Source organism: Enterobacter sp. BIDMC 27, from assembly GCF_000534415.1.
Taxonomy (GTDB): Bacteria; Pseudomonadota; Gammaproteobacteria; order Enterobacterales; family Enterobacteriaceae; genus Enterobacter; species Enterobacter hormaechei_C.
In genome coordinates this window covers 4,112,706-4,137,126 of the sequence record NZ_KI973178.1, presented here as the reverse complement: position 1 = coordinate 4,137,126, position 24,421 = coordinate 4,112,706, and the positions used below count along the sequence as shown (strand labels likewise).

22 protein-coding genes and 1 tRNA gene are annotated in these 24,421 nt (G+C 55.5%); 16 read left to right on the top strand and 7 right to left on the bottom strand.

The features are described 5' to 3' along the window. Positions 1-309 precede the first annotated feature (309 nt). Positions 310-1,545, top strand: coding sequence for an alanine transaminase (gene alaC, locus L463_RS03405; protein ID WP_017383460.1), 1,236 nt, complete (start codon positions 310-312; stop codon positions 1,543-1,545). Positions 1,546-1,603: 58 nt separating this feature from the next. Here the strand turns inward: alaC and ypdK are convergent, their stop codons facing one another. Then, positions 1,604-1,675, bottom strand: a complete 72-nt coding sequence (gene ypdK, locus L463_RS24370; RefSeq protein WP_099458937.1) for a membrane protein YpdK — start codon at positions 1,673-1,675, stop codon at positions 1,604-1,606. 358 nt (positions 1,676-2,033) lie between these two features. Next, positions 2,034-2,954: a kdo(2)-lipid IV(A) palmitoleoyltransferase gene (gene lpxP / locus L463_RS03410; RefSeq protein ID WP_108454237.1), complete on the bottom strand. Its 921-nt coding sequence runs from the start codon at positions 2,952-2,954 to the stop codon at positions 2,034-2,036. A gap of 268 nt (positions 2,955-3,222) precedes the next feature. On the opposite strand from lpxP, the gene L463_RS03415 reads away from it, so the two are divergent. Continuing rightward, complete coding sequence (locus tag L463_RS03415; RefSeq protein WP_032102748.1) at positions 3,223-4,602, top strand: diguanylate cyclase; 1,380 nt, start codon at positions 3,223-3,225, stop codon at positions 4,600-4,602. A 13-nt stretch (positions 4,603-4,615) separates the two neighbouring features. Here the strand turns inward: L463_RS03415 and L463_RS03420 are convergent. Beyond that, positions 4,616-4,687: transfer RNA gene (locus L463_RS03420), tRNA-Arg, on the bottom strand. Between the two features lie 75 nt (positions 4,688-4,762). Next, a complete protein-coding gene (locus L463_RS03425) occupies positions 4,763-5,692 on the bottom strand; it encodes a formate/nitrite transporter family protein (RefSeq protein ID WP_017383457.1) in 930 nt (309 codons plus the stop codon). Between the two features lie 314 nt (positions 5,693-6,006). On the opposite strand from L463_RS03425, the gene mlaA reads away from it, so the two are divergent. Then, positions 6,007-6,759, top strand: a complete 753-nt coding sequence (mlaA, locus tag L463_RS03430; RefSeq protein WP_003861365.1) for a phospholipid-binding lipoprotein MlaA — start codon at positions 6,007-6,009, stop codon at positions 6,757-6,759. A gap of 44 nt (positions 6,760-6,803) precedes the next feature. Here the strand turns inward: mlaA and fadL are convergent, their stop codons facing one another. Continuing rightward, positions 6,804-8,087 (bottom strand): long-chain fatty acid transporter FadL, encoded by a 1,284-nt coding sequence (gene fadL, locus L463_RS03435; protein WP_032102746.1) that lies wholly within the window; start codon positions 8,085-8,087, stop codon positions 6,804-6,806. Between the two features lie 372 nt (positions 8,088-8,459). Between fadL and L463_RS03440 the strand changes: the two genes are divergently transcribed. The 4 genes from L463_RS03440 (at position 8,460) to sixA (ending at position 13,125) form a co-directional block, all read left to right on the top strand. Beyond that, positions 8,460-8,744, top strand: coding sequence for a YfcZ/YiiS family protein (locus tag L463_RS03440; RefSeq protein WP_017383455.1), 285 nt, complete (start codon positions 8,460-8,462; stop codon positions 8,742-8,744). 228 nt (positions 8,745-8,972) lie between these two features. Further along, positions 8,973-10,283, top strand: coding sequence for an acetyl-CoA C-acyltransferase FadI (gene fadI, locus L463_RS03445; RefSeq protein ID WP_017692982.1), 1,311 nt, complete (start codon positions 8,973-8,975; stop codon positions 10,281-10,283). Beyond that, positions 10,283-12,430 carry a fatty acid oxidation complex subunit alpha FadJ gene (gene fadJ, locus L463_RS03450; protein ID WP_032102745.1) on the top strand — a complete coding sequence of 716 codons (2,148 nt, stop codon included), beginning with the start codon at positions 10,283-10,285 and terminating at the stop codon, positions 12,428-12,430. Before fadI ends, fadJ begins: the two co-directional genes overlap by 1 nt. A 209-nt stretch (positions 12,431-12,639) precedes the next feature. Then, a complete protein-coding gene (sixA, locus tag L463_RS03455) occupies positions 12,640-13,125 on the top strand; it encodes a phosphohistidine phosphatase SixA (protein ID WP_003861375.1) in 486 nt (161 codons plus the stop codon). Positions 13,126-13,171: 46 nt separating this feature from the next. Here sixA and smrB read toward each other — a convergent pair whose 3' ends face one another. After that, positions 13,172-13,723, bottom strand: coding sequence for an endonuclease SmrB (gene smrB / locus L463_RS03460; RefSeq protein ID WP_015572246.1), 552 nt, complete (start codon positions 13,721-13,723; stop codon positions 13,172-13,174). A 145-nt stretch (positions 13,724-13,868) separates the two neighbouring features. Between smrB and prmB the strand changes: the two genes are divergently transcribed. From prmB to L463_RS03490, 6 genes are read left to right on the top strand one after another with little or no spacing between them, the layout of a single operon-like run. Then, positions 13,869-14,801: a 50S ribosomal protein L3 N(5)-glutamine methyltransferase gene (gene prmB, locus L463_RS03465; RefSeq protein ID WP_003861381.1), complete on the top strand. Its 933-nt coding sequence runs from the start codon at positions 13,869-13,871 to the stop codon at positions 14,799-14,801. 60 nt (positions 14,802-14,861) lie between these two features. Then, positions 14,862-15,947 (top strand): chorismate synthase, encoded by a 1,086-nt coding sequence (gene aroC / locus L463_RS03470; RefSeq protein WP_015572247.1) that lies wholly within the window; start codon positions 14,862-14,864, stop codon positions 15,945-15,947. Positions 15,948-15,949: 2 nt separating this feature from the next. Then, positions 15,950-16,774 carry a penicillin-insensitive murein endopeptidase gene (gene mepA, locus L463_RS03475; RefSeq protein WP_032673264.1) on the top strand — a complete coding sequence of 275 codons (825 nt, stop codon included), beginning with the start codon at positions 15,950-15,952 and terminating at the stop codon, positions 16,772-16,774. Continuing rightward, entirely contained in the window at positions 16,774-17,583 is an 810-nt protein-coding gene (locus L463_RS03480; protein WP_003861386.1) for a sulfite exporter TauE/SafE family protein, read from the top strand. Before mepA ends, L463_RS03480 begins: the two co-directional genes overlap by 1 nt. Next, positions 17,583-18,128 (top strand): elongation factor P hydroxylase, encoded by a 546-nt coding sequence (locus L463_RS03485; protein WP_032102744.1) that lies wholly within the window; start codon positions 17,583-17,585, stop codon positions 18,126-18,128. Before L463_RS03480 ends, L463_RS03485 begins: the two co-directional genes overlap by 1 nt. A 13-nt stretch (positions 18,129-18,141) precedes the next feature. Next, positions 18,142-18,420 (top strand): YfcL family protein, encoded by a 279-nt coding sequence (locus tag L463_RS03490; protein WP_017383451.1) that lies wholly within the window; start codon positions 18,142-18,144, stop codon positions 18,418-18,420. Positions 18,421-18,478: 58 nt separating this feature from the next. Here the strand turns inward: L463_RS03490 and mnmC are convergent, their stop codons facing one another. Continuing rightward, a complete protein-coding gene (mnmC, locus tag L463_RS03495; protein WP_032102743.1) occupies positions 18,479-20,476 on the bottom strand; it encodes a bifunctional tRNA (5-methylaminomethyl-2-thiouridine)(34)-methyltransferase MnmC2/FAD-dependent 5-carboxymethylaminomethyl-2-thiouridine(34) oxidoreductase MnmC1 in 1,998 nt (665 codons plus the stop codon). A 158-nt stretch (positions 20,477-20,634) separates the two neighbouring features. Here mnmC and fabB point away from each other — a divergent pair, with 158 nt between their 5' ends. From fabB to L463_RS03510, 3 genes are all read left to right on the top strand, one after another. Continuing rightward, positions 20,635-21,852 carry a beta-ketoacyl-ACP synthase I gene (fabB, locus tag L463_RS03500; RefSeq protein WP_023295095.1) on the top strand — a complete coding sequence of 406 codons (1,218 nt, stop codon included), beginning with the start codon at positions 20,635-20,637 and terminating at the stop codon, positions 21,850-21,852. 68 nt (positions 21,853-21,920) lie between these two features. Continuing rightward, entirely contained in the window at positions 21,921-23,099 is a 1,179-nt protein-coding gene (locus L463_RS03505) for an MFS transporter (protein ID WP_023295094.1), read from the top strand. A gap of 103 nt (positions 23,100-23,202) precedes the next feature. Next, positions 23,203-24,360 (top strand): DDE-type integrase/transposase/recombinase, encoded by a 1,158-nt coding sequence (locus L463_RS03510; RefSeq protein ID WP_032673059.1) that lies wholly within the window; start codon positions 23,203-23,205, stop codon positions 24,358-24,360. Positions 24,361-24,421 lie beyond the last annotated feature (61 nt).

Below are 24,421 nucleotides of genomic sequence, written 5' to 3'. Positions count from 1 at the left end.
AAATGGGGAAAAACCATAATTCTCAAAGGGGATTGCTGGCTTTTGACTGAAAGCCGGTGCTTTTCCGTTTGGGGAGAAACGTCAGGTAACGATACTGAAAATATTGTGTTAAATCGTAGCGCTTAAAACTGCCTGTTCGCGATAAGAGTTCCGCTTTTCACTGCAATCACATTCCCGTTTTAGCGCAAAATATTGTTTTGCCGTTATCCTCTCGACAGCGTCTTTTTCTTCAGGTTATTTTCTAAGCACGCCACACGGGTGGCAGCGTCGCTCGGACGGTCCGGGCGCTAACGTGACTCTGAGGAATCTATGGCTGAATTCAGTCCTGAACGCCGTTTTACGCGTATCGATCGTCTCCCCCCTTATGTATTCAATATCACTGCTGAACTGAAAATGGCTGCGCGTCGGCGCGGCGAAGACATTATCGATTTCAGTATGGGTAACCCTGACGGCCCAACGCCGCCGCATATCGTTGAGAAACTCTGCACGGTTGCGCAGCGTCCTGATACCCATGGGTATTCCACCTCACGCGGCATTCCACGCTTACGTCGGGCGATCTCCCGCTGGTATCAGGATCGTTATCAGGTCGATATCGATCCTGAAAGTGAAGCGATTGTGACCATTGGCTCCAAAGAGGGGCTGGCCCACCTGATGCTGGCGACGCTGGATCACGGCGATACCGTACTGGTGCCGAATCCGAGCTACCCGATTCACATCTATGGGGCGGTGATTGCCGGCGCGCAGGTGCGTTCTGTCCCGCTGGTGGAAGGCGTCGACTTCTTTAACGAGCTGGAACGGGCGATTCGTGAAAGCTATCCGAAGCCGAAAATGATGATCCTCGGTTTCCCGTCAAACCCAACAGCACAATGCGTTGAACTCGAATTCTTCGAGAAAGTGGTCGCGCTGGCTAAGCGTTACGACGTGCTGGTGGTACACGATCTCGCCTACGCCGATATCGTTTATGATGGCTGGAAAGCGCCGTCAATTATGCAGGTACCCGGTGCCCGCGATGTGGCGGTTGAGTTTTTCACCCTGTCGAAAAGCTACAACATGGCGGGCTGGCGAATTGGTTTTATGGTGGGAAACAAAACGCTGGTGAGCGCCCTGGCGCGTATTAAAAGCTACCATGACTATGGCACCTTTACGCCGTTACAGGTCGCGGCCATCGCGGCGCTGGAAGGGGATCAGCAATGCGTGCTCGATATTGCCGCTCAGTATAAACGCCGCCGAGATGTGCTGGTAAAAGGGCTTCATGAAGCAGGCTGGATGGTGGAAATGCCTAAAGCCTCTATGTACGTCTGGGCGAAAATTCCTGAGCCGTATGCGGCGATGGGTTCTCTGGAATTTGCCAAAAAACTGCTTCAGGACGCGAAGGTTTGCGTCTCTCCAGGCATTGGCTTTGGTGACTACGGTGACACGCACGTGCGTTTCGCGCTGATTGAAAACAGCGACCGTATCCGTCAGGCAGTGCGGGGCATTAAAAGCATGTTCCGCGCGGATGGCCTGCTTGCAGCGAAGAGCGTTGCGGAACAACCCGAGTCGTAACGGACAACAAAAAAAACAGGCGCCAACGGCGCCTGTTTTTTTGACTGCATTTTCTTAACTAGATCATCAGAGCAAACGTTCCGGCCCAAACTAAAACAATAACCGAAATGCCCATAAAGAAATATTTCACGTTTCATCGCTCCGCGTATCTTCCGGTACGCATTAAAAAAACAGAGTCCAACTGAGTATAGAGAGTTGAAATCATGCGAAAGGGGAAATCGGAATTATCCCGTGACGTCGCTAACTTCAGCTCTGAATTCTGTGCTTTCCTGTCGCCAGACGGCGCTAATGTACGCCTAAATTTCAGGAGTGACAAGAGGCATTTTTTTAAATAATTTCCGACACTTACGAGTGTCGTGGAACGGCGACAGTTTGATTTCGGTACGCAATAAATGCCTGTTGAGCGACGGTCGAAAAAGCCGTTACGCACTGCGATTACAGGTGTTTGAAAAGGCTAGTTTCTTAGCGAAACTAACCTTCGACAGGGGTCAGATATAGAGCGAGGCTTCGCCCAGGGGGCGGGTTTTAAAGCGGCGGTGCATCCACAGATACTGCTCAGGCGCACGCATAATCTCAAACTCAATCACCTTATTGATAAAGGTCGCGGCTTCACTCTCATCTTCTGGATAGTTCGCCATCTCTGGGGAGATATGCAGACGATAGCCTGACTTATCCGCTTTTCTGACCATGGTCACCGTCAACATCGCGGCGCCTGAGAGACATGAAATCACAAAGGTACCGTTCGTCGTAGCGACATCTTTAACCGCAAAGAAAGGGGCAAAGCTGCTGCCTTTAGGACCGTAGTCCTGGTCCGGGGCAAACCAGACGGCTTCCCCTTTTTTCAGGGCGCCAACCATACCGCGCAGATTGTTACGGCTGATCATCGCCTTATTTGAACGCATGCGGCCCCGCGTTTGTACCCATTCCATCAGCGCGCTGTTATGCGGGCGATAGGTTGCCATCATCGGCTGACAGAGACCCATAACGCGGCCGCCCAGCTCAAGCGACATAAAATGCACACCCACAACCATCACGCCGCGGTTTTGCATCTGGGCACGTTTCAGGTTATCCAGGCCTTCCACGTCAAACCATTTACGGACACGCTCGTCTGGCCAGAACCAGGCCATACCGGTTTCAAGCAGCGCCATACCGATAGATTTAAAGTTTTCCGCAATCAGCGTTTCGCGCTGCTGGGCATTGTAATGCGGAAAGCAAAGTTCGAGATTTTTTCGGGCAATGGACTCACGACGCTTAAGGAAGTGACGCGATGCGCTACCGAGCTTAGAACCCAGGAAACGGATCACGGGATAAGGAAGTTGAACCAGCAGCCAAAGCACGCCAAGGCCGAACCATGTAAACCAGTAGCGCGGGTGCAGAAACGCCCGCTGAAATTTGGATTGAGACAAAATAGTGGAACCTATGTGAAGCCTGTGAAGGTAGCGCAGACTTCGCGATACCACGTGCCATTGAGACCGTAGGACGAGGTCATGGTTGCAGGCTTTACCGTTCTTTACGACGTTGCCTGGCCATTGCTGACTTGGGTGGGCGGCATAATGTAGCACCGTTATACATTATGAGCCATCACTCGTTTTTGTTTAAAAAAGCGGCAATTGCGGAGTGGTTTGATTTTGCTATTGTTTAATCTGCGTTCCCGCATGTCTCCTGAAGGTGCAGACCATGGAAACCTACCTGCAAACGGTGAAAGAAGAGTGGGTGAAGCTGATTAATGAAACCGATCCCGATGTGCATCGGCTTGCGACTGAGCTTGCCAGAGACAACGCAACTCCCCTGGTCGCTGAATTCTATCGTGTTGTGCTGGCAGATCCATCGGCAGCTGAATTCCTGACCACCGAACAGGTGGAGAGGCAGCTTCAGGAGGCGCTTCGTCGCTGGCTTATTGATGTGCTCTCATGCCGTGTGGAGCAGGTTGAAGAGCAGATGCGGGCGCAGCAGCGCGCTGCGGATGTTCATGCCCGTATTGGTATTTCGGTTGATTTAGTTGAAATGGGCTTCCGTGTTCTGAAAAAGCTGCTGTTACCTGTCATTACTACCAGCGCCCATTCGCCTGAGGTGAAGCTGCATATTTATCACTACGCGATAAACAGTATCGATCTGGCCATGGAAGTGATGTCGCGGGCCTATGTATTTAGCGAGAACAATGCGGCGAAAGAGGACGAAAATTATCGCATCTTTTCCTTAATGGAGAACGCAGAAGAGGAGAAGGAGAGACAGACCGCGGCGCTGCTGTCATGGGAAATGGTGCTTCTGTATAAGATCACGCTTAATTCCAGTATCGGCAACAGTCTGCCGCTGGGGCAGTCTGAATTTGGACTGTGGTTTAGCCATAAAGGTCGGCACTATTTCAGCGGCATCGCTGAGGCCGGTCATATCTCTCGTCTGATTCAGGAATTCGATGACCTTTTTAACGAGGTCCGTCTTGCAGGGCAGGGTCTGAGTGATAAAGCGCAGCGGGATAAATTCTTGCAGCGAATGCGTAATACCCTCTCGCAAATCATCACGCTTTTGCGCGAACTGTTTGACGAAGTGTCGCGACACGAGGTGGGGGTTGATGTCCTGACCCGCCTGTTGAATCGCCGTTTCCTGCCAACCATCTTCAAACGCGAAATCCTGCACGCCACCCGGGCGGGAACAAAGCTCTCGACGCTGCTGATTGACGTCGACAAATTTAAACAAATCAACGATACCTGGGGGCACAATACCGGGGACGAGATCCTGCGAAAAGTTTCCGGCGCGTTCTACGACAACGTGCGAACCTGTGATTACGTTTTTCGCTACGGCGGCGATGAATTTCTGATTGTGCTAACGGAAATCTCAGAGGTGGACGCGCTGCGAATTGCCGAGCGTATCCGCAGGCGGGTGGAAAAAATCAAGGTTAACTCCCCAACCGGCGATATTATCCCGCTCTCCCTCTCGATAGGCGTTGCGATGTTCAACGGGCATCCCGATTACGAGCGATTGATTCAGGCGGCGGATGAAGCCTTATACGGCGCGAAACGGCGTGGCCGAAACTGCGTGGAGCTTTGGAAGGGGGCGTAAGGAAAGACAGAAGTGTCCCCTGCAGGAATCGAACCTGCAACTAGCCCTTAGGAGGGGCTCGTTATATCCATTTAACTAAGGGGACGAAGCGGCAAGAGTATAGCGTTATTTACACTTTTCGTTAAGCGCATTGCCGCCTGACTGGTCAAAGAGTCACCGTTCACGCCGATTTTTCGGCAGTTTTATCCTTTTTTTCCTGAGCCTTAAGCTCGGCCTTACGCTTGTTGGACATGTCGTTACGGATTTGCGCATGGCTCAGCAGCGCAAAGATAAAGGTCCCGCCACAAATGTTGCCTGCGAGGGTAGGCAGGGCGAACGGCCAGAAAAAGTCGCTCCAGTGGAGTGTGCCGTTAAATACCAGATAAAGGATTTCAACAGTTCCGACAACAATGTGCGTGGTATCGGCGAGTGCGATAAGCCAGGTCATCAGGATAATTACCACGATTTTCGCGCTACCCGCTGACGGGAACATCCAGACCATAGTGGCGATGATCCAGCCGGAAATTATGGCATTAGAGAACATTTCAACCGGCGTGTTTTTCATCACATCCATGCCAATTTTCACAAATGCGTCGCGGGTCGGTTCATCAAATATTGGCATATACTCGAATGCCCAGGCGGCTATGCCCGTACCGATCAGGTTCCCCAGCAGCACGACGCTCCACAGGCGCATCAGTAAACCGAAATTACCGAGGGTCGGATTTTGCATGACGGGCAGTACGGCAGTGACGGTATTCTCCGTAAAAAGCTGCTGTCGCGCCATAATGACGATAATAAAGCCGAACGTGTAGCCTAAATTTTCCAGCAAAAACCCGCCCGGTACGCCTTCCAGCTGAACGTGAAATATCCCTTTGGCGAGCAGAGAGGCACCCATCGACAGACCGGCTGCAATGGCTGACCACAGCAGGGCCATCGCGTCGCGCTCCATCTCTTTTTCCCCGTCCTGGCGAATATGCTCATGAATAGCCATGGCGCGCGACGGCAGGCGATCTTCATCGACTTCTATCTCTTCTCCCCGGTCTTTCTCCTCGCTTTCAATCTCATGTTCCTCTTTGCTTTCACCAATTTTCTCTTCGCTAATGTCTTTCATAACAGCTCCTTCGGGGTAATTGCTCATTTAAGCGTAGCGGCTTTTAGCGCTTTCCCCGTGGGGATGCTCTTAAATTGCTGAAAATGGCAATAAAGGTGAGACATCTCTTTCAAAGCCAATATAAAATTGCCAGCGAAACGAATTCCGAAAGACAGGCTATGCTGAAATTAGCGTGATGACGCGAGCGGGTCGTCATTGTCCTCGTAGACATCGGTAAGCGTGCTGTTACAATCACTTGCACGTTTCAGGCGGAGCATCTCAGGCTCCGTCACAGATGGCATTCAACGATAGCCATATTGAACAGGGAGAAATTTATGAAGCTTCGGCTGTCGGCGCTTGCGCTGGGCGTAACAATGCTTGTGGGCTGCGCCAGCTCTGGCGAGCAAACGGGACGCTCCGATCCTCTCGAAGGATTTAACCGTTCAATGTACAGCTTTAACTATAATGTGCTGGATCCATATCTGGTTCGTCCGGTTGCCGTGGCATGGCGTGACTATGTTCCGCAGCCGGCGCGTAACGGGCTGAGCAACTTTACCAGTAACCTGGAAGAGCCAGCGGTTATGGTCAACTACTTCCTTCAGGGCGACCCGTATCAGGGGATGGTGCATTTCACCCGCTTCTTCCTGAACTCCCTGCTGGGTATGGGCGGCTTAATTGATGTCGCAGGCATGGCGAACCCGAAATTACAGCGTGAACAGCCGCACCGTTTCGGCAGCACGCTGGGTCATTATGGCGTAGGTTATGGTCCGTATGTGCACCTGCCATTCTACGGCAGCTTTACCGTGCGTGATGATGGCGGCGACATGGTGGATACGCTGTATCCTGTACTGTCATGGCTCACCTGGCCGCTGTCGATTGGTAAATGGACCGTGGAAGGAATTGAAACGCGTGCGCAACTGCTGGATTCTGATGGTCTGCTGCGTCAGTCTTCCGATCCGTACATCATGGTCCGCGAGGCCTACTTCCAGAACCATGACTTTATTGCCAACGGCGGTAAGCTGAAGCCGGAAGATAATCCGAACGCGAAAGCCATCGAGAACGAATTAAAAGATATCGATTCGGAATAAATAAAAAAGGTGAGCAATGCTCACCTTTTTTAATCGTGTTGGGATTAGAACGCGTAGTTGAAGTTGGTACCAAACAGCCAGGCTTTACCTTCAGAGGTAAACTCGTACGGGCCTTCCTGGAAGGTCACCTTCTGGCCATGCATGTACGACACGCCCGCGTCGATAGAGGCATTCTCGTTGAACGCGTAGGTTGCCCCCGCACTCACCCAGAAACGGTCCTGATCCGGAATGGAGATAGAACGTTTATCGGCCGGTACCGGGCTGTCATCAAATGCCACGCCGGTACGGAACGTCCAGTTGTCATCCATATAATAGGTCGTACCAAGCGCGATACGGTAAGCATCGTGGAAGCTTTCGTCTTTATAGAACAGCGTCTGGCCGTTGCTGCCGGTGGCTTTAAGCTCCTCGAACTGGCTCCAGCTGGTATACGCGAGGCTGTAGTGAATTGCCCACTGCGGCGCAACGCGGTTATAACCTGACACTTCCCACATTTCTGGCAGATGCAGCGACAGTGAACCCGGTACGGTTTGATTCGAGGTACCCCATGGAATGGTGGTGCCCGCGCCTGGGACCATACCGTTGACTGGGCTCAGGATGCCGCTTTTGTAATCGCCATCGAAATCAATTTTCACTTCTGAGCGATAGGTCAGACCCCAGCGGTTGTTTTTATCCAGTTCATACAGGATACCGGCGTTCCAGCCGTAACCCCATTCATCACCTTTCAGGCTGGCAATTTTATTGCTGTTTTTCGGCAGTGCAGCAGTTTGCTCCCCGGAGTAACGCTCGATTTTTGCATCGGCGTAGACAGCATCAAAGCCCAGACCAAAGCTCCAGTTATCGTTCAGACGATATGCGCCGCTCAGGTTGAGGTTCAGGGTCGTCAGGTCGGTTTTACCGCCGTATTCCCCGGCCGGATAGTTGTTATTGAACTCCGTTGCCAGGCCATAGTTAGAGGTGACAGAGGCACCCCAACCAAACTGTTCATTGATTGGCGCAACAAAGTGCAGGTTAGGCACCCACGCGGTCGGCGCAATGTTATCCGCCTTCAGATCTGCGCCGGTGAACTGAGATTTGCCAGAAATGTTGACATCAGGATCGATGTAAACCGCACCGGCAGAGAAGGTAGGGCGATCAAACATCATGATCAGTGCCGGGTTACGACTCGCGTTGCCTGCGTCATCGGCAATCGCACCTTCCCCGGAATACGCACGGCCAAGGCCAGAGGAAGAAAATTCGTTTAACTGGAAGCCCGCTGACCAGGCGGACGTTGAGACGATTGCCACTGCAACTGCTAAAGCAGTTTGTTTGAACAGGGTTTTCTGGCTCATGACCATAACCTCATTGAGTTATTTTTATTCAATAATTGTTACATACCGTAACAGGAGCGCGAAGTGTAGGGTCTGAGGTATGACTTACAAATCAGACCAGTGGCGAGAGTATAGGTCTGACCAGCTGGGATGTTGCAAGTTTGTTTATTAATATTTTCAGATATGTTTCTTGAAACGAGATCTGGTTGGCAAAATTGTGACCAGTGCGATTCCTCTGAAAAGGGGAATTTTGTTTTAGATCATTTTTTAGTGTGATATTGCTCACTTATCCGATTTTGCGCCATTAACGGCTGGAGGGGGCTCGTCCGGGGGCGTAAAATAGACGCATCGTGTTTATCTCGCGCCCTGCGCGAATACAGAGGAAATTGAGCTATGAGTAAATGCAGTGCTGATGAAACCCCGGTTTGCTGCTGTATGGATGTTGGCACCATTATGGACAACACCGATTGCACCGCCTCTTACAGCCGCGTATTCCCTAACCGCGCTGAAGCGGAAGAGACGCTGGCCGCGCTGAGCCAGCGCGCGCGTGAAGTCGAATCCGATCCGTGTGAAATCAAATCCACCTTCACGGAAGTGGAAGGCGGCGTGCGGCTGGATATCGACTTTGTGTTCGCCTGCGAAGCAGAAACTCTGATCTTCCAGCTGGGCCTGCGTTAATACTTTTTGCACGGGCCTACGATCGTGTAGGCCGGGTAAGGCAACGCCGCAACCCGGCAACAAATCTCACAAATGCCTCTGCCATGCAGGGGCATTTTCTTTTTCTTCTCTGTGCCTTAGCTCGCAATTTTTCGCTTCCCCGATTTGCTCAATGTAAAAAAATAGTTAAGACTATTATCAGGTCAGACCACTTAATGTGTGCGCAAAATTTTTTTACAGGGGAGTGTTATGAGTCAGGCATTACCGCTTATCACCCGACACGGTGACCGCATTGCCATTGTCAGCGGGTTACGTACGCCGTTTGCGCGTCAGGCAACCGCGTTTCACGGTATACCGGCTGTCGATCTGGGAAAAATGGTGGTGGGGGAGATGCTGGCTCGCAGCGAGATCCCGCCAGAGGTTATTGAGCAACTGGTTTTCGGCCAGGTGGTGCAAATGCCGGAAGCGCCCAATATCGCACGTGAAATCGTGCTGGGCACCGGCATGAATGTTCACACCGACGCATACAGCGTCAGCCGCGCCTGCGCCACCAGTTTCCAGGCGGTGGCGAACGTGGCGGAAAGCCTGATGGCGGGGACCATTCGCGCGGGGATCGCCGGCGGCGCGGATTCCTCATCCGTGCTGCCCATCGGTGTTAGCAAACAGCTGGCCCGCATCCTCGTGGATGCCAACAAAGCCCGGACCACCGGTGCGAAGCTCAAACTCTTCTCGCGTTTACGTCTGCGCGACCTCATGCCCGTGCCACCTGCCGTTGCTGAATACTCCACCGGCCTGCGTATGGGCGACACTGCCGAGCAGATGGCAAAAACCTACGGTATTACCCGCGAACAGCAGGATGCACTGGCGCATCGCTCGCATCAGCTCGCTGCGAAGGCCTGGTCGGAAGGCAAACTTGCCGACGAGGTGATGACGGCTTACATCCCGCCTTTCCGCGAACCGCTGGTGGAAGATAACAATATCCGTGGCACCTCGACGCTGGAGGATTACGCAAAACTGCGCCCGGCGTTTGATCGTAAACATGGCACCGTTACGGCGGCGAACAGTACGCCACTGACGGACGGTGCCGCCGCCGTGATCCTGATGACGGAATCCCGGGCGAAAGAGCTTGGCATCACACCGCTGGGCTATTTGCGTAGCTACGCCTTTACCGCCATTGATGTCTGGCAGGACATGCTGCTCGGCCCGGCCTGGTCCACGCCGCTGGCGCTGGAGCGTGCCGGGTTGACGCTGGCTGACTTAACCCTGATCGATATGCACGAAGCCTTTGCCGCACAAACCCTGGCAAACATTCAGCTGCTGGCAAGCGAGCGCTTCGCGCGCGATGTACTGGGCCGCGCCCACGCGACCGGCGAAGTGGATCAGAGTAAGTTTAACGTGCTTGGCGGATCCATCGCCTACGGCCATCCCTTTGCGGCGACCGGCGCGAGAATGATAACCCAGACTTTGCACGAGCTGCGTCGCCGCGGCGGCGGTTTTGGTCTCGTTACCGCCTGTGCGGCGGGCGGCCTGGGTGCAGCAATGGTTCTGGAGGCTGAATAATGGAAACGACATCTGCATTTAATCTGGCTGTTCGCCTTGATAACGTGGCTGTTATCACCATTGATGTACCCGACGAAAAGATGAACACCCTGAAGGCCGAGTTCGGCGTTCAGGTGCGTGCGATGCTCAGACAGATCCGCGAAAACAAAGCGATACGTGGCCTGGTATTTATCTCGGCAAAGCCGGATAACTTTATTGCCGGGGCCGATATCAACATGATTGCCCGGGCGAAAAGCGTTCAGGAAGCAGAAGACCTGGCGCGTCAGGGGCAGCAGGTAATGGCGGAGATCCATGCGCTGTCGATACCCGTTGTCGCTGCGATCCACGGGGCCTGCCTGGGCGGTGGGCTTGAGCTGGCGCTGGCCTGTCACAGCCGCATTTGTACCGACGATGCGAAAACCGTACTCGGACTGCCGGAGGTACAGCTTGGATTGCTGCCCGGTTCAGGTGGCACGCAGCGCCTGCCGCGTCTCGTAGGCGTCAGTACGGCGCTGGAGATGATTTTAACCGGTAAACAGCTGCGCGCCCGTCAGGCGTTAAAGTCGGGTCTGGTTGATGAGGTCGTTCCGCACGCCATCTTGCTTGAAGCCGCTGTTGAGCGGGCGCTGAAAGGTCGTCAGGCGAAACGCCCTCTGCCGGTGCGCGAGCGTATCCTCGCCGGGCCGCTGGGGCGCACGCTGCTGTTCAATATGGTGGGTAAAAAAACCGAGCAAAAAACCAAAGGGAACTATCCGGCAGCGACGCGCATTCTGAAGGTGATTGAAACCGGTTTATCGCAGGGCAGCAGCAGCGGTTATGCTGCGGAAGCGAAAGCCTTTGGCGAGCTGGCGATGACGCCGCAGTCGCAGGCGCTGCGCGGCATTTTCTTTGCCAGCACGGAGGTTAAAAAAGATCCGGGCAGTGAAGCTGAACCGGCTCCGCTGCGTGCCGTTGGCGTTCTGGGTGGTGGGCTGATGGGCGGCGGCATCGCATTTGTCACCGCCAGCAAAGGCAAATTGCCCGTACGTATCAAAGATATCAACCCTAAGGGTATCAACCACGCGTTGCAGTACAGCTGGCAGAACCTTGATCGCAAAGTGAAGCGCCGCCATATCAAGGCCAGTGAGCGTGATAAAACCCTCGCGATGATCACTGGCGCCACCGACTACAGTGGGTTTGCACACCGCGATCTGGTGATTGAAGCCGTGTTCGAAGATCTCGCCCTTAAGCAGCAGATGGTGGCGGACGTTGAACAGCATTGCGCGCCGCACACCATTTTCGCGTCAAACACCTCGTCTTTGCCGATCGGCGACATCGCGGCGAAAGCCGTGCGCCCGGAGCAGGTGATAGGGCTGCACTATTTCAGCCCTGTCGAAAAAATGCCGCTGGTGGAGGTTATCCCGCATGCCACAACCAGCCCGCAAACTATTGCCACCGTGGTGAAACTGGCGAAAAAACAGGGCAAAACCCCGATTGTGGTCGCGGACAAAGCCGGCTTCTACGTCAACCGCATTCTGGCGCCGTACATTAACGAAGCGATGCGGTTGCTGACGGAAGGGGAGAAAATTGAGCACGTCGATGACGCCCTGGTGAAGTTTGGCTTCCCCGTCGGCCCAATCCAACTTTTGGATGAGGTAGGAATTGATACGGGGACTAAGATTATCCCTGTGCTGGAAGCGGCTTATGGCGATCGTTTTGCGCCGCCTGCAAACTTTGTTTCTGCAATTTTGAAGGACGATCGCAAAGGCAGAAAAAATGAACGCGGTTTCTATCTTTACGCCGCGAAAGGGCGTAAAAGCAAGAAACAGGTCGACCCTTCAGTTTATACGCTTATTCCTGTCACGGGTCAGGGAAAACTGTCGGCGGTTCAGTGTGCTGAGCGCTGCGTGATGATGATGCTCAATGAAGCGGCGCGCTGCTTTGGTGAGCAGGTGATCAAAAGCGCGCGCGACGGCGACATCGGCGCCGTGTTTGGTATCGGTTTTCCGCCATTCCTTGGCGGCCCGTTCCGGTATATGGATACCCTCGGGGCGGGTGAAGTGGTTGCGATCCTGCAACGTCTGGCCTCGCAATACGGTCCACGGTTTACACCTTGTGACGAATTATTGCAGATGGCGGAATGGGGTCAGACATTCTGGCCCGCAAGGGAAACTGATTGCGTAAACTGAAGTCAAAGAAGGGTAAATCCTGAGGTGATGGAACCTGTTCTGGCGAAATTGTAAACAGAGATTGACTATACTTACGCCATTGAGGTAAAAAACAGCGTTTCATTCACCGAATGGATCAGGCACAATGCCCGGCCATCGGGTTTTCTACCTCGGAGCATTAATCGCGGGTAGTTAACGCCGGTGATTCTGGTTAACAAAAGCGGTGCAATATGCAAGTTTTTATCATGCGTCACGGCGACGCGGCACTCGATGCCGCCAGTGACTCAGTACGTCCTTTAACCGTCTGTGGCTGCGACGAATCCCGTCAGATGGCGACATGGCTTAAAGGTCAAAAAGTGGACATTGAACGCGTTCTGGTGAGTCCGTTCCTGCGGGCTGAACAGACGCTGGATGTGGTAGGGGAGTGTATGAACCTGCCATCCAGTGTGGATGTTCTCCCTGAACTCACGCCGTGTGGCGATGTTGGCCTTGTCAGTGCTTACCTTCAGGCGCTGTGCAATGAAGGTGTCGCTTCCGCACTGGTCATTTCCCACCTGCCGCTGGTCGGCTATCTGGTATCTGAGCTGTGCCCGGGCGAAACGCCACCGATGTTCACAACGTCCGCCATTGCCAACGTCACCCTCGACGAAACCGGCAAAGGGGTCTTTAACTGGCAAATGAGTCCGTGCAACCTGAAGATGGCAAAAGCCATCTGACGTGACGTGCGATATGGCGGGGTGCAGCGTGCCTCCCGCCATCCTGTCAGGGCAATTCTGGCGGCTGCCACTCCTCCACCTCAATCAATACCAGCAATGCGGCATCTCCGCCGTACTCTTTTGGCGCCTGATGAAAAGCCATCACGTGTGGATGCTGAGCCAGCCACAGCGGTGTCTGTTGCTTAAGAATATGTTTGCCGTGGCCGTGCATCACGCAGGCGCAAAAAACATGCTCGCGACGACATGCCGCGATCAACGCCCCCAGCTCCTGTTTCGCCTGCATCTGGGTCAACCCATGCAGATCGAGGAACAGCTCCGGCGAGTAATCTCCCCGGCGTAATTTTTTCAGTTCAAAATGGCTGACGTCTTCGCGCACGTATTTCACCGCACCCTGGGTATTTAGCAGCGGCTGAAACTCATCTGAAAAATAGTGGCTGTTATCGGCCTGCTCCTGGAGCAACCGTTTGACCGGTACCTCGCTGACTTTTTTACGCTGCGGGCGATGGACAATGGTGTCGTGCGTGATTTGACGCGTCCCGGTCATCAGCTGGCGGAATAGAGCCTGATCCTCCTCGCTGAGCGATGTTTTCTTTTTCATTCGTCATTCTCATCTCGTATTTCCGATAGTGTACCCGACTAAACGCATTTTTTAACCTCAAGCGGTACGCGTCATTGCTGATTTATCGCCGTCTTCATGGCAAACTAGCCGCCGAAAATTATGCGAGCATGCCCTGGAGGAAAGAGTGGATAAAATTTTTGTCGATGAAGCAGTAAACGAGCTGCATACCATACAGGACATGTTGCGCTGGTCGGTTAGCCGCTTCAGCGCCGCCAATATCTGGTACGGACACGGTACCGACAACCCGTGGGATGAGGCCGTGCAGCTGGTGCTGCCGTCTCTCTACCTGCCGCTGGATATTCCGGAAGACATGCGCACCGCGCGCCTGACCTCCAGTGAAAAACACCGCATCGTTGAGCGCGTGATCCGTCGCGTAAACGAGCGCATTCCGGTGGCTTACCTGACCAACAAAGCCTGGTTCTGCGGCCACGAATTCTATGTTGATGAGCGCGTGCTGGTGCCGCGTTCGCCGATTGGCGAGCTGATCAACAACCATTTTGACGGCCTGATTAACCATCAGCCGCAGCACATTCTTGATATGTGCACCGGCAGCGGCTGCATCGCCATTGCCTGCGCGTACGCCTTCCCGGAAGCGGAAGTGGACGCCGTCGATATCTCCACCGACGCGCTGGCCGTCACCGAACACAACATTGAAGAGCACGGGCTGATTCATCACGTCACGCCTATCCGCTCTGACCTGTTCCGCGACCTGCCGACGCTGCAATACGACCTGATCGTCACCAATCCGCCGTACGTGGATGCAGAAGATATGTCCGACCTGCCGAACGAGTATCGTCACGAGCCGGAGCTGGGCCTGGCGTCAGGCTCTGACGGGCTGAAGCTGACCCGCCGCATCCTGGCCTGCGCGCCGGATTATCTGACCGACGACGGCGTTCTGATTTGTGAAGTAGGCAACAGCATGGTACATCTGATAGAGCAGTACCCGGATGTGCCGTTCACCTGGCTTGAGTTCGACAACGGCGGTGACGGCGTCTTTATGCTGACCAAGGCGCAACTGCTTGATGCACGCGAATACTTCAGCATTTACAAAGATTAATCCAGCGGGCTTCGGCCCGTTTCACAACGCTCAAACACAAACAACAACATCGGAGCCGTGATGGCAGGAAACAGTATTGGACAGGTATTCCGTGTGACCACCTTTGGCGAGTCGCACGGTCTGGCACTGGGTTGTATCGTTGATGGCGTCCCGCCAGGCATCGAACTGACCGAAGCCGATTTACAGCATGACCTTGACCGTCGTCGTCCGGGTACCTCTCGCTACACCACGCAGCGTCGCGAGCCGGACCAGGTCAAAATTCTCTCCGGCGTATTTGAAGGCCGTACCACAGGAACCAGCATTGGTCTGCTGATTGAAAACACCGATCAGCGTTCTCAGGACTACGGCGCGATTAAGGACGTTTTCCGTCCTGGTCACGCCGACTATACCTACGAACAAAAATATGGCTTTCGCGACTATCGCGGCGGCGGGCGTTCATCCGCGCGTGAAACCGCGATGCGCGTGGCGGCAGGGGCAATTGCCAAAAAATATCTCCAGCAGAAATTCGGCATCGTTATCCGCGGCTGTCTGTCCCAGATGGGCGACATTCCGCTGGCAATCAAAGACTGGGATCAGGTAGAGCTCAACCCGTTCTTCTGCGCCGATGCCGACAAGCTGGACGCGCTGGATGAGCTGATGCGTGGCCTGAAAAAAGAGGGCGACTCCATTGGTGCGAAAGTCACCGTGGTGGCCGACGGCGTGCCGGCTGGCTGGGGCGAGCCGGTATTTGACCGCCTTGACGCCGACATCGCCCACGCGCTGATGAGCATCAACGCGGTGAAAGGCGTTGAAATCGGCGACGGTTTTGACGTGGTCAAGCTTCGCGGCAGCCAGAACCGCGACGAAATCACGAAGGCGGGTTTCCAGAGCAACCATGCGGGCGGCATTCTGGGTGGCATCAGCAGCGGGCAGCAAATTATTGCCAATATTGCGCTGAAGCCAACGTCCAGCATTACCGTCCCGGGCCACACGATTAACCGCGCTGGCGATGAAGTTGAGATGATCACCAAAGGGCGTCACGATCCGTGCGTGGGGATCCGCGCGGTGCCGATCGCAGAAGCGATGCTGGCGATCGTGCTGATGGATCACTTCCTGCGCCAGCGCGCGCAGAATGCGGATGTGACGACCACCATTCCACGCTGGTAACTATGAAAAAAACCGCAATCGCTCTGCTGGCGCTGCTGGCCAGTGGAGCAAGCCTGGCCGCTACGCCGTGGCAGAAAATCACCCACCCGGTAGCGGGGAGCGCGCAGTCCATTGGCGCTTTCTCCAACGGGTGTATCGTCGGCGCGCAGGAACTTCCGCTGCAATCGGATACCTATCAGGTGATGCGCACCGACCAGCGCCGTTATTTCGGCCATCCTGACCTGGTGCTGTTTATTCAGCGTCTTGGCAACCAGGTGCATAACCTGGGGCTGGGGACGATGCTGATTGGCGATATGGGGATGCCTGCCGGTGGTCGCTTCAACGGCGGTCACGCCAGCCACCAGACCGGACTGGATGTGGATATCTTCCTGCAATTGCCGAAAACGCGCTGGAGCTCAGCGCAGCTGCTGAAACCGCAGGCGCTGGATCTGGTCTCGGCCGACTGTAAACGGGTCGTCGCCTCGCGCTGGTCGCCGGAAATTTCCAGCATGATTAAGCTGGCGGCAGAGGATAACGACGTCACGCGGATCTTTGTTAATCCGGCCATCAAGCAGCAGCTTTGCCTGGATGCGGGAACGGATCGCGACTGGTTGCGTAAAGTGCGCCCTTGGTTCCAGCACCGGGCGCATATGCATGTTCGCCTGCGCTGTCCGGCGAACAGCCTGGAATGTGAAGATCAGCCGCTGCCACCGCCTGGCGATGGTTGTGGTTACGAACTGCAAAGCTGGTTTGAACCAGCCAAGCCTGGAACCTCTAAGCCTGAGAAGAAGACACCGCCTCCGTTGCCGCCTTCCTGCCAGGCGCTACTGGATGAGCATGTACTTTAATGGATAATTTCGTCGATCTATTCATGGTGTCACCGCTGCTGCTGGCGGTGCTCTTTTTTGTTGCGATGTTAGCCGGATTTATCGATGCCCTGGCGGGCGGCGGCGGGTTGCTCACCGTTCCGGCGCTGCTGGCGGCAGGCATGAGCCCTGCCCAGGCGCTTGCCACCAACAAACTCCAGGCATGCGGCGGTTCGCTCTCCTCGTCGCTCTATTTCATCCGGCGCAAAGTGGTGAATCTCGCCGATCAGAAGCTCAATATCCTGATGACGTTTATTGGCTCAACGGCGGGTGCGCTGCTGGTCCAGCACGTTCAGTCCGACATTCTGCGCCAGATCCTGCCGCTGCTGGTTATCTGTATCGGCCTCTATTTCCTGCTGATGCCAAAGCTCGGGGAAGAAGATCGACAGCGTCGTCTTCACGGCCTGCCGTTTGCGCTGATTGCCGGTGGCTGCGTCGGTTTTTACGATGGCTTCTTTGGCCCGGGGGCAGGTTCGTTTTATGCGCTGGCATTCGTGACGCTGGCCGGATTCAACCTCGCCAAATCCACCGCCCACGCCAAAGTCCTCAACGCGACCTCCAACGTTGGCGGTCTGCTGCTGTTTATCATTGGCGGCAAGGTTATATGGGCAACCGGGTTTGTGATGATGGCAGGGCAGTTTTTGGGCGCGCGCGCAGGCTCGCGTCTGGTATTAAGCAAAGGACAAAAGCTGATCCGCCCGATGATTGTTGTCGTCTCGGCGGTGATGAGCGCCAAACTTCTTTATGACAGCCATGGACAGGAGATCCTCACCTGGTTGGGGATGAACTAATGAACAGTACGCATAACTACGAACAGCTGATTGAGATCTTCGATAGCTGTTTTGCTGATGATTTTAATACCCGTCTGATTAAAGGCGACGACGAACCGATCTATCTTCCTGCTGATGACGAGGTTCCGTATAACCGCATCACCTTTGCCCACGGCTTTTACGCCAGCGGTTTGCACGAAATTTCGCACTGGTGTATCGCCGGGAAAGCGCGTCGCGAGCTGGTGGACTTTGGTTACTGGTACTGCCCGGACGGGCGCGACGCCACCACCCAGGGGCAGTTCGAAGATGTGGAGGTGAAACCTCAGGCGCTGGAATGGCTGTTCTGCGTAGCGGCGGGTTTCCCGTTCAACGTAAGTTGTGACAACCTCGAAGGCGACTTCGAGCCAGACCGTATCGTCTTCCAGCGCCGCGTTCATGCGCAGGTGATGGAATATCTTGAGAAAGGCATCCCGGCACGTCCGGCACGCCTGATCGAGGCTTTACAGAATTATTACCACACGCCGGAGATCACGGCGGAATGCTTCCCTTGGCCGGAAGATCTTTAACAGAGGAAAGAAGATGATCGCAGAATTTGAATCACGCATTCTGGCGTTAATTGATGACATGGTAGAACACGCCAGTGATGATGAGCTGTTCGCCAGCGGTTATCTGCGTGGTCACCTGACGCTGGCGGTAGCCGCGCTGGAAGCCGGGGACGATCACTCTGCCGACGCCGTTCACGCGGAAGTCACTCGCAGCCTGGAAAAAGCCATTCTGGCCGGGGAACTCTCTCCGCGCGACCAGTCTTTAGTGCTGGGCATGTGGGACAATTTGTTCCAGCAGGCGAAAGCGAAGTAAGTGTATCACCGCCCTCTCCCACAGGGAGAGGGCGGGGGTGAGGGCACCAGACCGCACCCTACTTGACCATTTTCCCCTTCAGCAATTTCCGCACCCACAGTCGGTTTGGATTCAGCCCCGCGAGCGTAACCCTGTCCAGCGGAACCGGCTCGTCGCTCATTTGCGCGGCTAACGCTTCAGCCAGCAGCGGCGCGGAGCATAATCCCCGCGAGCCTAAGCCACCCAGCATAAACAGCTCGGGATGAACGGGAGCACTTACCGCCGTTTCTTTGTTGTCAGCAAGATCCTGATAGACTTCAAGCGTGGCGTCATAGTCCGGCACGTTTCCCGCCATCGGCAGGTGATCGCGGGTCGCGCAGCGTACGCCGCAGCGCGCCTGACCCTCACTGACATCCACCTCTTTTGCCCACGACGCATCCGGGAAACAGTCGAGCAGGCGCTGGCGGTTTTGCTGCTGATCCGCTTCGCTGTACTGCATATCTGTTTCACCGCGATGGTAGCTGGCACCGATGCAGTGATGGCCGTTGGACGGATTTTGCGGCGTCAGGTAGCCGTCGTAACACAGCACCTGACGCAGTTTGCTCAGTTGGGGGGCGGCAGGAATATGGCTCACCTGGCCGCCGACCGGATAAACCGGCAATGATGCTGTCTGGGTAAACTGGCTGATATGATGTCCGTTGGCCAGCACAACGCTGGCATGCTGGACCTCTTTGCCGTCAGCGAAACGCAGTTTCCAGTGCGCAGTGCGGCTTAGCGATTGAACCTTATGGGCATAATGCACTGTCAACCCACGCGACTGCCCGAGGGCTATCGCCGCAGAAGTCAGTTCAGCCGGACACAGCCAGCCGCCGAGTGGATACTGAATACCCCCGCAGCCGGTGTCGACGCCAGCGGTCTCAGCAACCTGCTGTGCCGTCACTGCATGGGCGATGGCCTCCGGCAGACCCAGCGACAGCATTTGTGTGATTTTCTGCTGGCTCTTCTCGTCCCAGCCGAGCTGCGTCACGCCGCACCAGTTGTGGTCGAACGCAACCGGCAGGCTATCGTAAAGGCGGCGAGCAAACGTAAACGCCGCCGGGAAGAACTGGAACAGTGCCGGATCGTGTGAACTTAATAAGGGATAAAGCGCGCCCTGACGGTTGCCTGATGCGCCCGTCGCCGGCGCCTCGTCAGCGCAGTAGAGCGTCACCTGCCAGCCACGGTGCAGCAGCGCCAGCGAGAGCAGGGCGCTGGCGATACCCCCGCCCACAATGGCGACCTCACGCGAGGTGCTGGCGCGACGGGCAAACCAGGGGGTCTGCGCCGGGATCGCCAGATCCTGTTCCATCACCCCGACCAGCATGTCGCGTTTGCGGCCAAAGCCTTTGGTTTTCCGCATGGTAAACCCCGCCTCCTGCAACCCACGGCGAACAAATCCCGCCGAGGTGAAGGTGGCAAGCGTTGCGCCCGGGCGCGCCAGACGTGCCATGGCGCTGAACAGGTGCGGGCTCCACATGTCCGGGTTTTTGGCGGGCGCAAAACCATCCAGGAACCAGGCGTCCACCTTCTGATTCATTGAGTCATCAAGCTTATCGGTCAGGTCGTTAATGTCGCCCAGCCACAGGTCGAGGGTGACGCGTCCGTCGTCCAGAATCAGACGATGACAGCCACCGATAGCCGGAGGCCACTGGGCCTGAAGCTGTTCCGCCCAGTGGGTAAGCTCCGGCCAGCGCTGATGGGCAAGCCGCAGATCGTGCGCGGTAAGCGGAAATTTTTCGAAACTGATGAAATGTAATCTTTGTAAGGTAGCCTCGGGGTGTGCAGTGCGAAACTGGTCGAACGCCTGCCAGAGGGTCAGAAAATTCAGCCCGGTGCCGAAACCGCTCTCCGCTACGACAAACAGGCTGCGCGGATGCTCAGGGAAGCGGGTGCTGAGATGATTTCCTTCGAGGAAAACATAGCGCGTCTCTTCCAGTCCGTTATCATTAGAAAAGTAGACGTCATCAAAATCTCGGGAAACAGGTGTACCCTCAGCGTTGAATTCGAGGTTGGCAGGTTGTATGGCGTTTTGTTTCACGTAAGTTACTCGTCCGACAGGCAGTGGCACGATCTTAGCGATGTGAGCCCATCGGTGCAAATTTCCACAGAAAATGGCTGATCGGACTTGTTCGGCGTACAAGTGTACGCTATTGTGCGACTCGAAACTTTTTATAGTGCGACTTACAGAGGTATTGAATGAAACGTGCAGTGATTACTGGCCTGGGCATCGTTTCCAGCATCGGTAATAACCAGCAGGAAGTCCTGGCATCTCTGCGTGAAGGACGCTCCGGGATCACTTTCTCTGAAGAGTTTAAAGATTCTGGAATGCGTAGCCACGTATGGGGTAACGTTAAACTGGACACCACCGGTTTAATTGACCGTAAAGTGGTTCGTTTCATGAACGATGCCTCTATCTACGCCTATCTTTCCATGCAGGAAGCAATCAAGGATTCTGGTCTGAGCGAAGACGCTTACCAGAACAACCCACGCGTGGGCCTGATTGCAGGCTCCGGCGGTTCCTCTAAAGCTCAGGTGTTCGGTGCTGACGCCATGCGCAGCCCGCGCGGCCTGAAAGCGGTCGGTCCATATGTTGTGACCAAAGCCATGGGGTCAGCGGTTTCCGCGTGCCTGGCAACGCCGTTCAAAATCCACGGTGTGAACTACTCCATCAGCTCTGCATGTGCGACCTCCGCACACTGTATCGGTAATGCGGTTGAGCAGATCCAGCTGGGCAAACAGGACATCGTATTTGCTGGCGGCGGCGAAGAGCTGGGCTGGGAAATGGCCTGTGAGTTCGACGCGATGGGCGCACTGTCCACCAAATACAACGAAACGCCAGACAAAGCGTCCCGTACTTATGACGCACACCGCGACGGTTTTGTTATCGCTGGCGGCGGCGGTATGGTTGTGGTTGAAGAGCTGGAACACGCGCTGGCGCGTGGCGCGCACATCTATGCTGAGATCATGGGCTACGGCGCAACGTCTGACGGCGCTGACATGGTTGCTCCATCTGGTGAAGGCGCGGTGCGCTGCATGAAGATGGCGATGCACGGTGTTGATACTCCAATCGACTACCTGAACTCCCACGGCACCTCAACGCCGGTAGGCGACGTGAAAGAGCTGGGTGCGATCCGTGAAGTGTTCGGCGACAATAGCCCGGCTATCTCTGCAACCAAAGCCATGACCGGTCACTCTCTGGGAGCGGCGGGCGTGCAGGAAGCGATCTACTCTCTGCTGATGCTGGAAAACGGCTTTATCGCGCCAAGCATCAACATCGAAGAGATGGACGAGCAGGCGGCTGGCCTGAACATCGTGACCGAAACCACCGAACGTGAGCTGACGACCGTTATGTCCAACAGCTTCGGTTTCGGCGGCACCAACGCCACGCTGGTGATGCGTAAGCTGAAAGCGTAAGCGTTTGAAGGTATAGTAGAAGGGAGCCGCGCGGCTCCCTTTTTTTATGCCTGAACACGGAGTTATGCATGAAGGCTGTTACCCCTGAGAAGAGCGCTCCTTCCGGGAACCTTTCCCTTTTCCGCATCGCCTTTGCGGTGTTTCTGACCTATATGACCGTTGGCCTGCCGCTGCCGGTGATCCCCTTGTTCGTTCACCAGGAGCTGGGCTATGGCAACACCATGGTCGGCATTGCGGTGGGCATTCAGTTTTTAGCGACGGTATTAACCCGGGGCTACGCCGGTCGCCTGGCGGATCAGCACGGCGCAAAACGCTCGGCGTTGCAGGGCATGTTTGCCTGCGGGCTGGCGGGGGGAGCCTGGCTGCTGGCGGCGCTGTTGCCGATAGATGCAGCGTATAAATTCGCGCTGCTGGTGGCAGGGCGTCTGATCCTCGGCTTTGGCGAAAGCCAGCTGCTGACCGGCACCCTTACCTGGGGAATGGGGCTGGTGGGGCCTGCGCGTTCCGGAAAAGTGATGTCCTGGAACGGGATGGCGATTTACGGCGCGCTGGCGGCAGGCGCTCCACTGGGGCTGCTGATCCACAGCCAGTTTGGTTTTGCGGCGCTGGCAGGCACCACCATGGTATTGCCGCTGCTGGCGTGGGCGTTTAACGGTTCGGTACGTAAGGTGCCCGCCCATAAAGGCGAGCGTCCTTCGCTGTGGAGCGTGGTGGGGCAAATCTGGCAGCCGGGGCTCGGGCTGGCGCTTCAGGGGGTGGGCTTCGCGGTTATTGGTACCTTTGTCTCCCTCTATTTCATGAGCCGCGGCTGGGCGATGGCGGGCTTTACGCTGACGGCCTTTGGCGGCGCGTTTGTATTGATGCGCGTGCTGTTTGGCTGGATGCCGGATCGCTTTGGCGGCGTGAAGGTGGCCGTGGTGTCACTTGTCATTGAGACCGTGGGGCTGGTACTGCTCTGGCAGGCGCCCTCCGCATCCGTTGCGCTGCTGGGTGCGGCGTTAACCGGCTGCGGCTGCTCGCTGATCTTCCCGGCGCTGGGCGTTGAAGTGGTGAAGCGCGTGGCTCCGCAGGTGCGCGGCACGGCGCTGGGCGGCTATGCGGCGTTTCAGGATATCTCATACGGCATCACCGGGCCGCTCGCGGGGCTGCTTGCAACGTCGTTTGGCTATCCTTCCGTCTTCCTGGCCGGTGCGGTGTCAGCGGTGGTGGGAATTGTGGTGACGCTGGTGGCGTTTCGCAGGTCGTAGTTTTTTGCCCGGTGGCGCTTCGGTATGAACCGGAAACATGGGTAACACTTTAGACCGGATACATGGGTAACAGTTATAACTGGCATAGAAGAGGAGACTCGCTATGCCCTGGACTGAGACCCGACCTATGCAACGCCTTGATTTTATCCGTGCCTGCCATGCAGGTACGGATTCTTTTTCAGCCCTCTGCCGTCTCTTCGGCATCAGCCGAAAAACCGGTTACAAATGGCTTCAGCGTTTTGACCCCTCTGACCTGTCATCTCTCTCTGACCGGTCGCGTGCTCCGCACTCCCACTCCCGTACAGTTCCTGATGATATCGCCGGGCAGCTTACGGCCCTGAGGCAGAAACACCCTGACTGGGGCCCCAAAAAACTGCGGATGTGGCTGCTCAATCATCACGTCGATTTTACCGTCCCCGCTGCCAGCACTATCGGCGATACCCTCAAGCGTGAAGGCCTGGTTCCGGATAAAAAGCGAAAACGCAGAACCCCGGGCAATCGCCAGCCCCTGACCATCATCAGTGAGAACAATCAGGTCTGGAGCGCTGATTTTAAAGGCAAGTTCAGGCTGCTGAGCCGGAAATACTGTCATCCCTTCACCCTGACCGACAATCACAGCCGGTATCTTCTGAGCTGCCGGGGAACGGACCGGGAGAGCGAGCCCTTCGTCAGGCAGTGCCTGACGGATGCGTTCCTGGAGTACGGTCTGCCGGAAGTCCTGAGAACGGATAATGGACAGCCTTTCGCAGGAACAGGTATCGCCGGGTTAAGTCGCCTTGCAGTCTGGCTGATAAAGCTGGGCATCAGACCGGAACGTATCAGAAAGGGGCATCCGGAAGAAAACGGCCGTCATGAGAGAATGCACCGTTCGCTGAAAAGTGCAGTAAAACAGGGCAACACCTTTATGACGATGGAAGAACAACAGCGGTGGTTCAGTGACTACCGGGAAGAGTTTAACTACGAAAGGCCGCATGAAGCCCTGGCGGGTGCAACGCCCGGAACGGTATGGCAGCCCTCAGGCCGACACTGGGATGGCAGGGTTCCTGAATATGCTTATCCGGAAGGAGGTACGGTCTACAGGGTGAAATCAAGGGGGACACTCTATATGGGGAAAAAGGGGACGGTGTTCCTGAGTGAAGCGCTGACTGATGAGTACATCATGCTGGAAGAACAGGATGATGGCCTTGAGGCCATCATCTTTAACGGAATAACGCTTGCGTACTACGACCGAAAAACCCAGAGTGTGCTCCGGATAGACTGAAAAGTGTTACCTATGTTCCCGGTCTGATCTGTCACCTATGTATCCGGTCATACACTTCGCT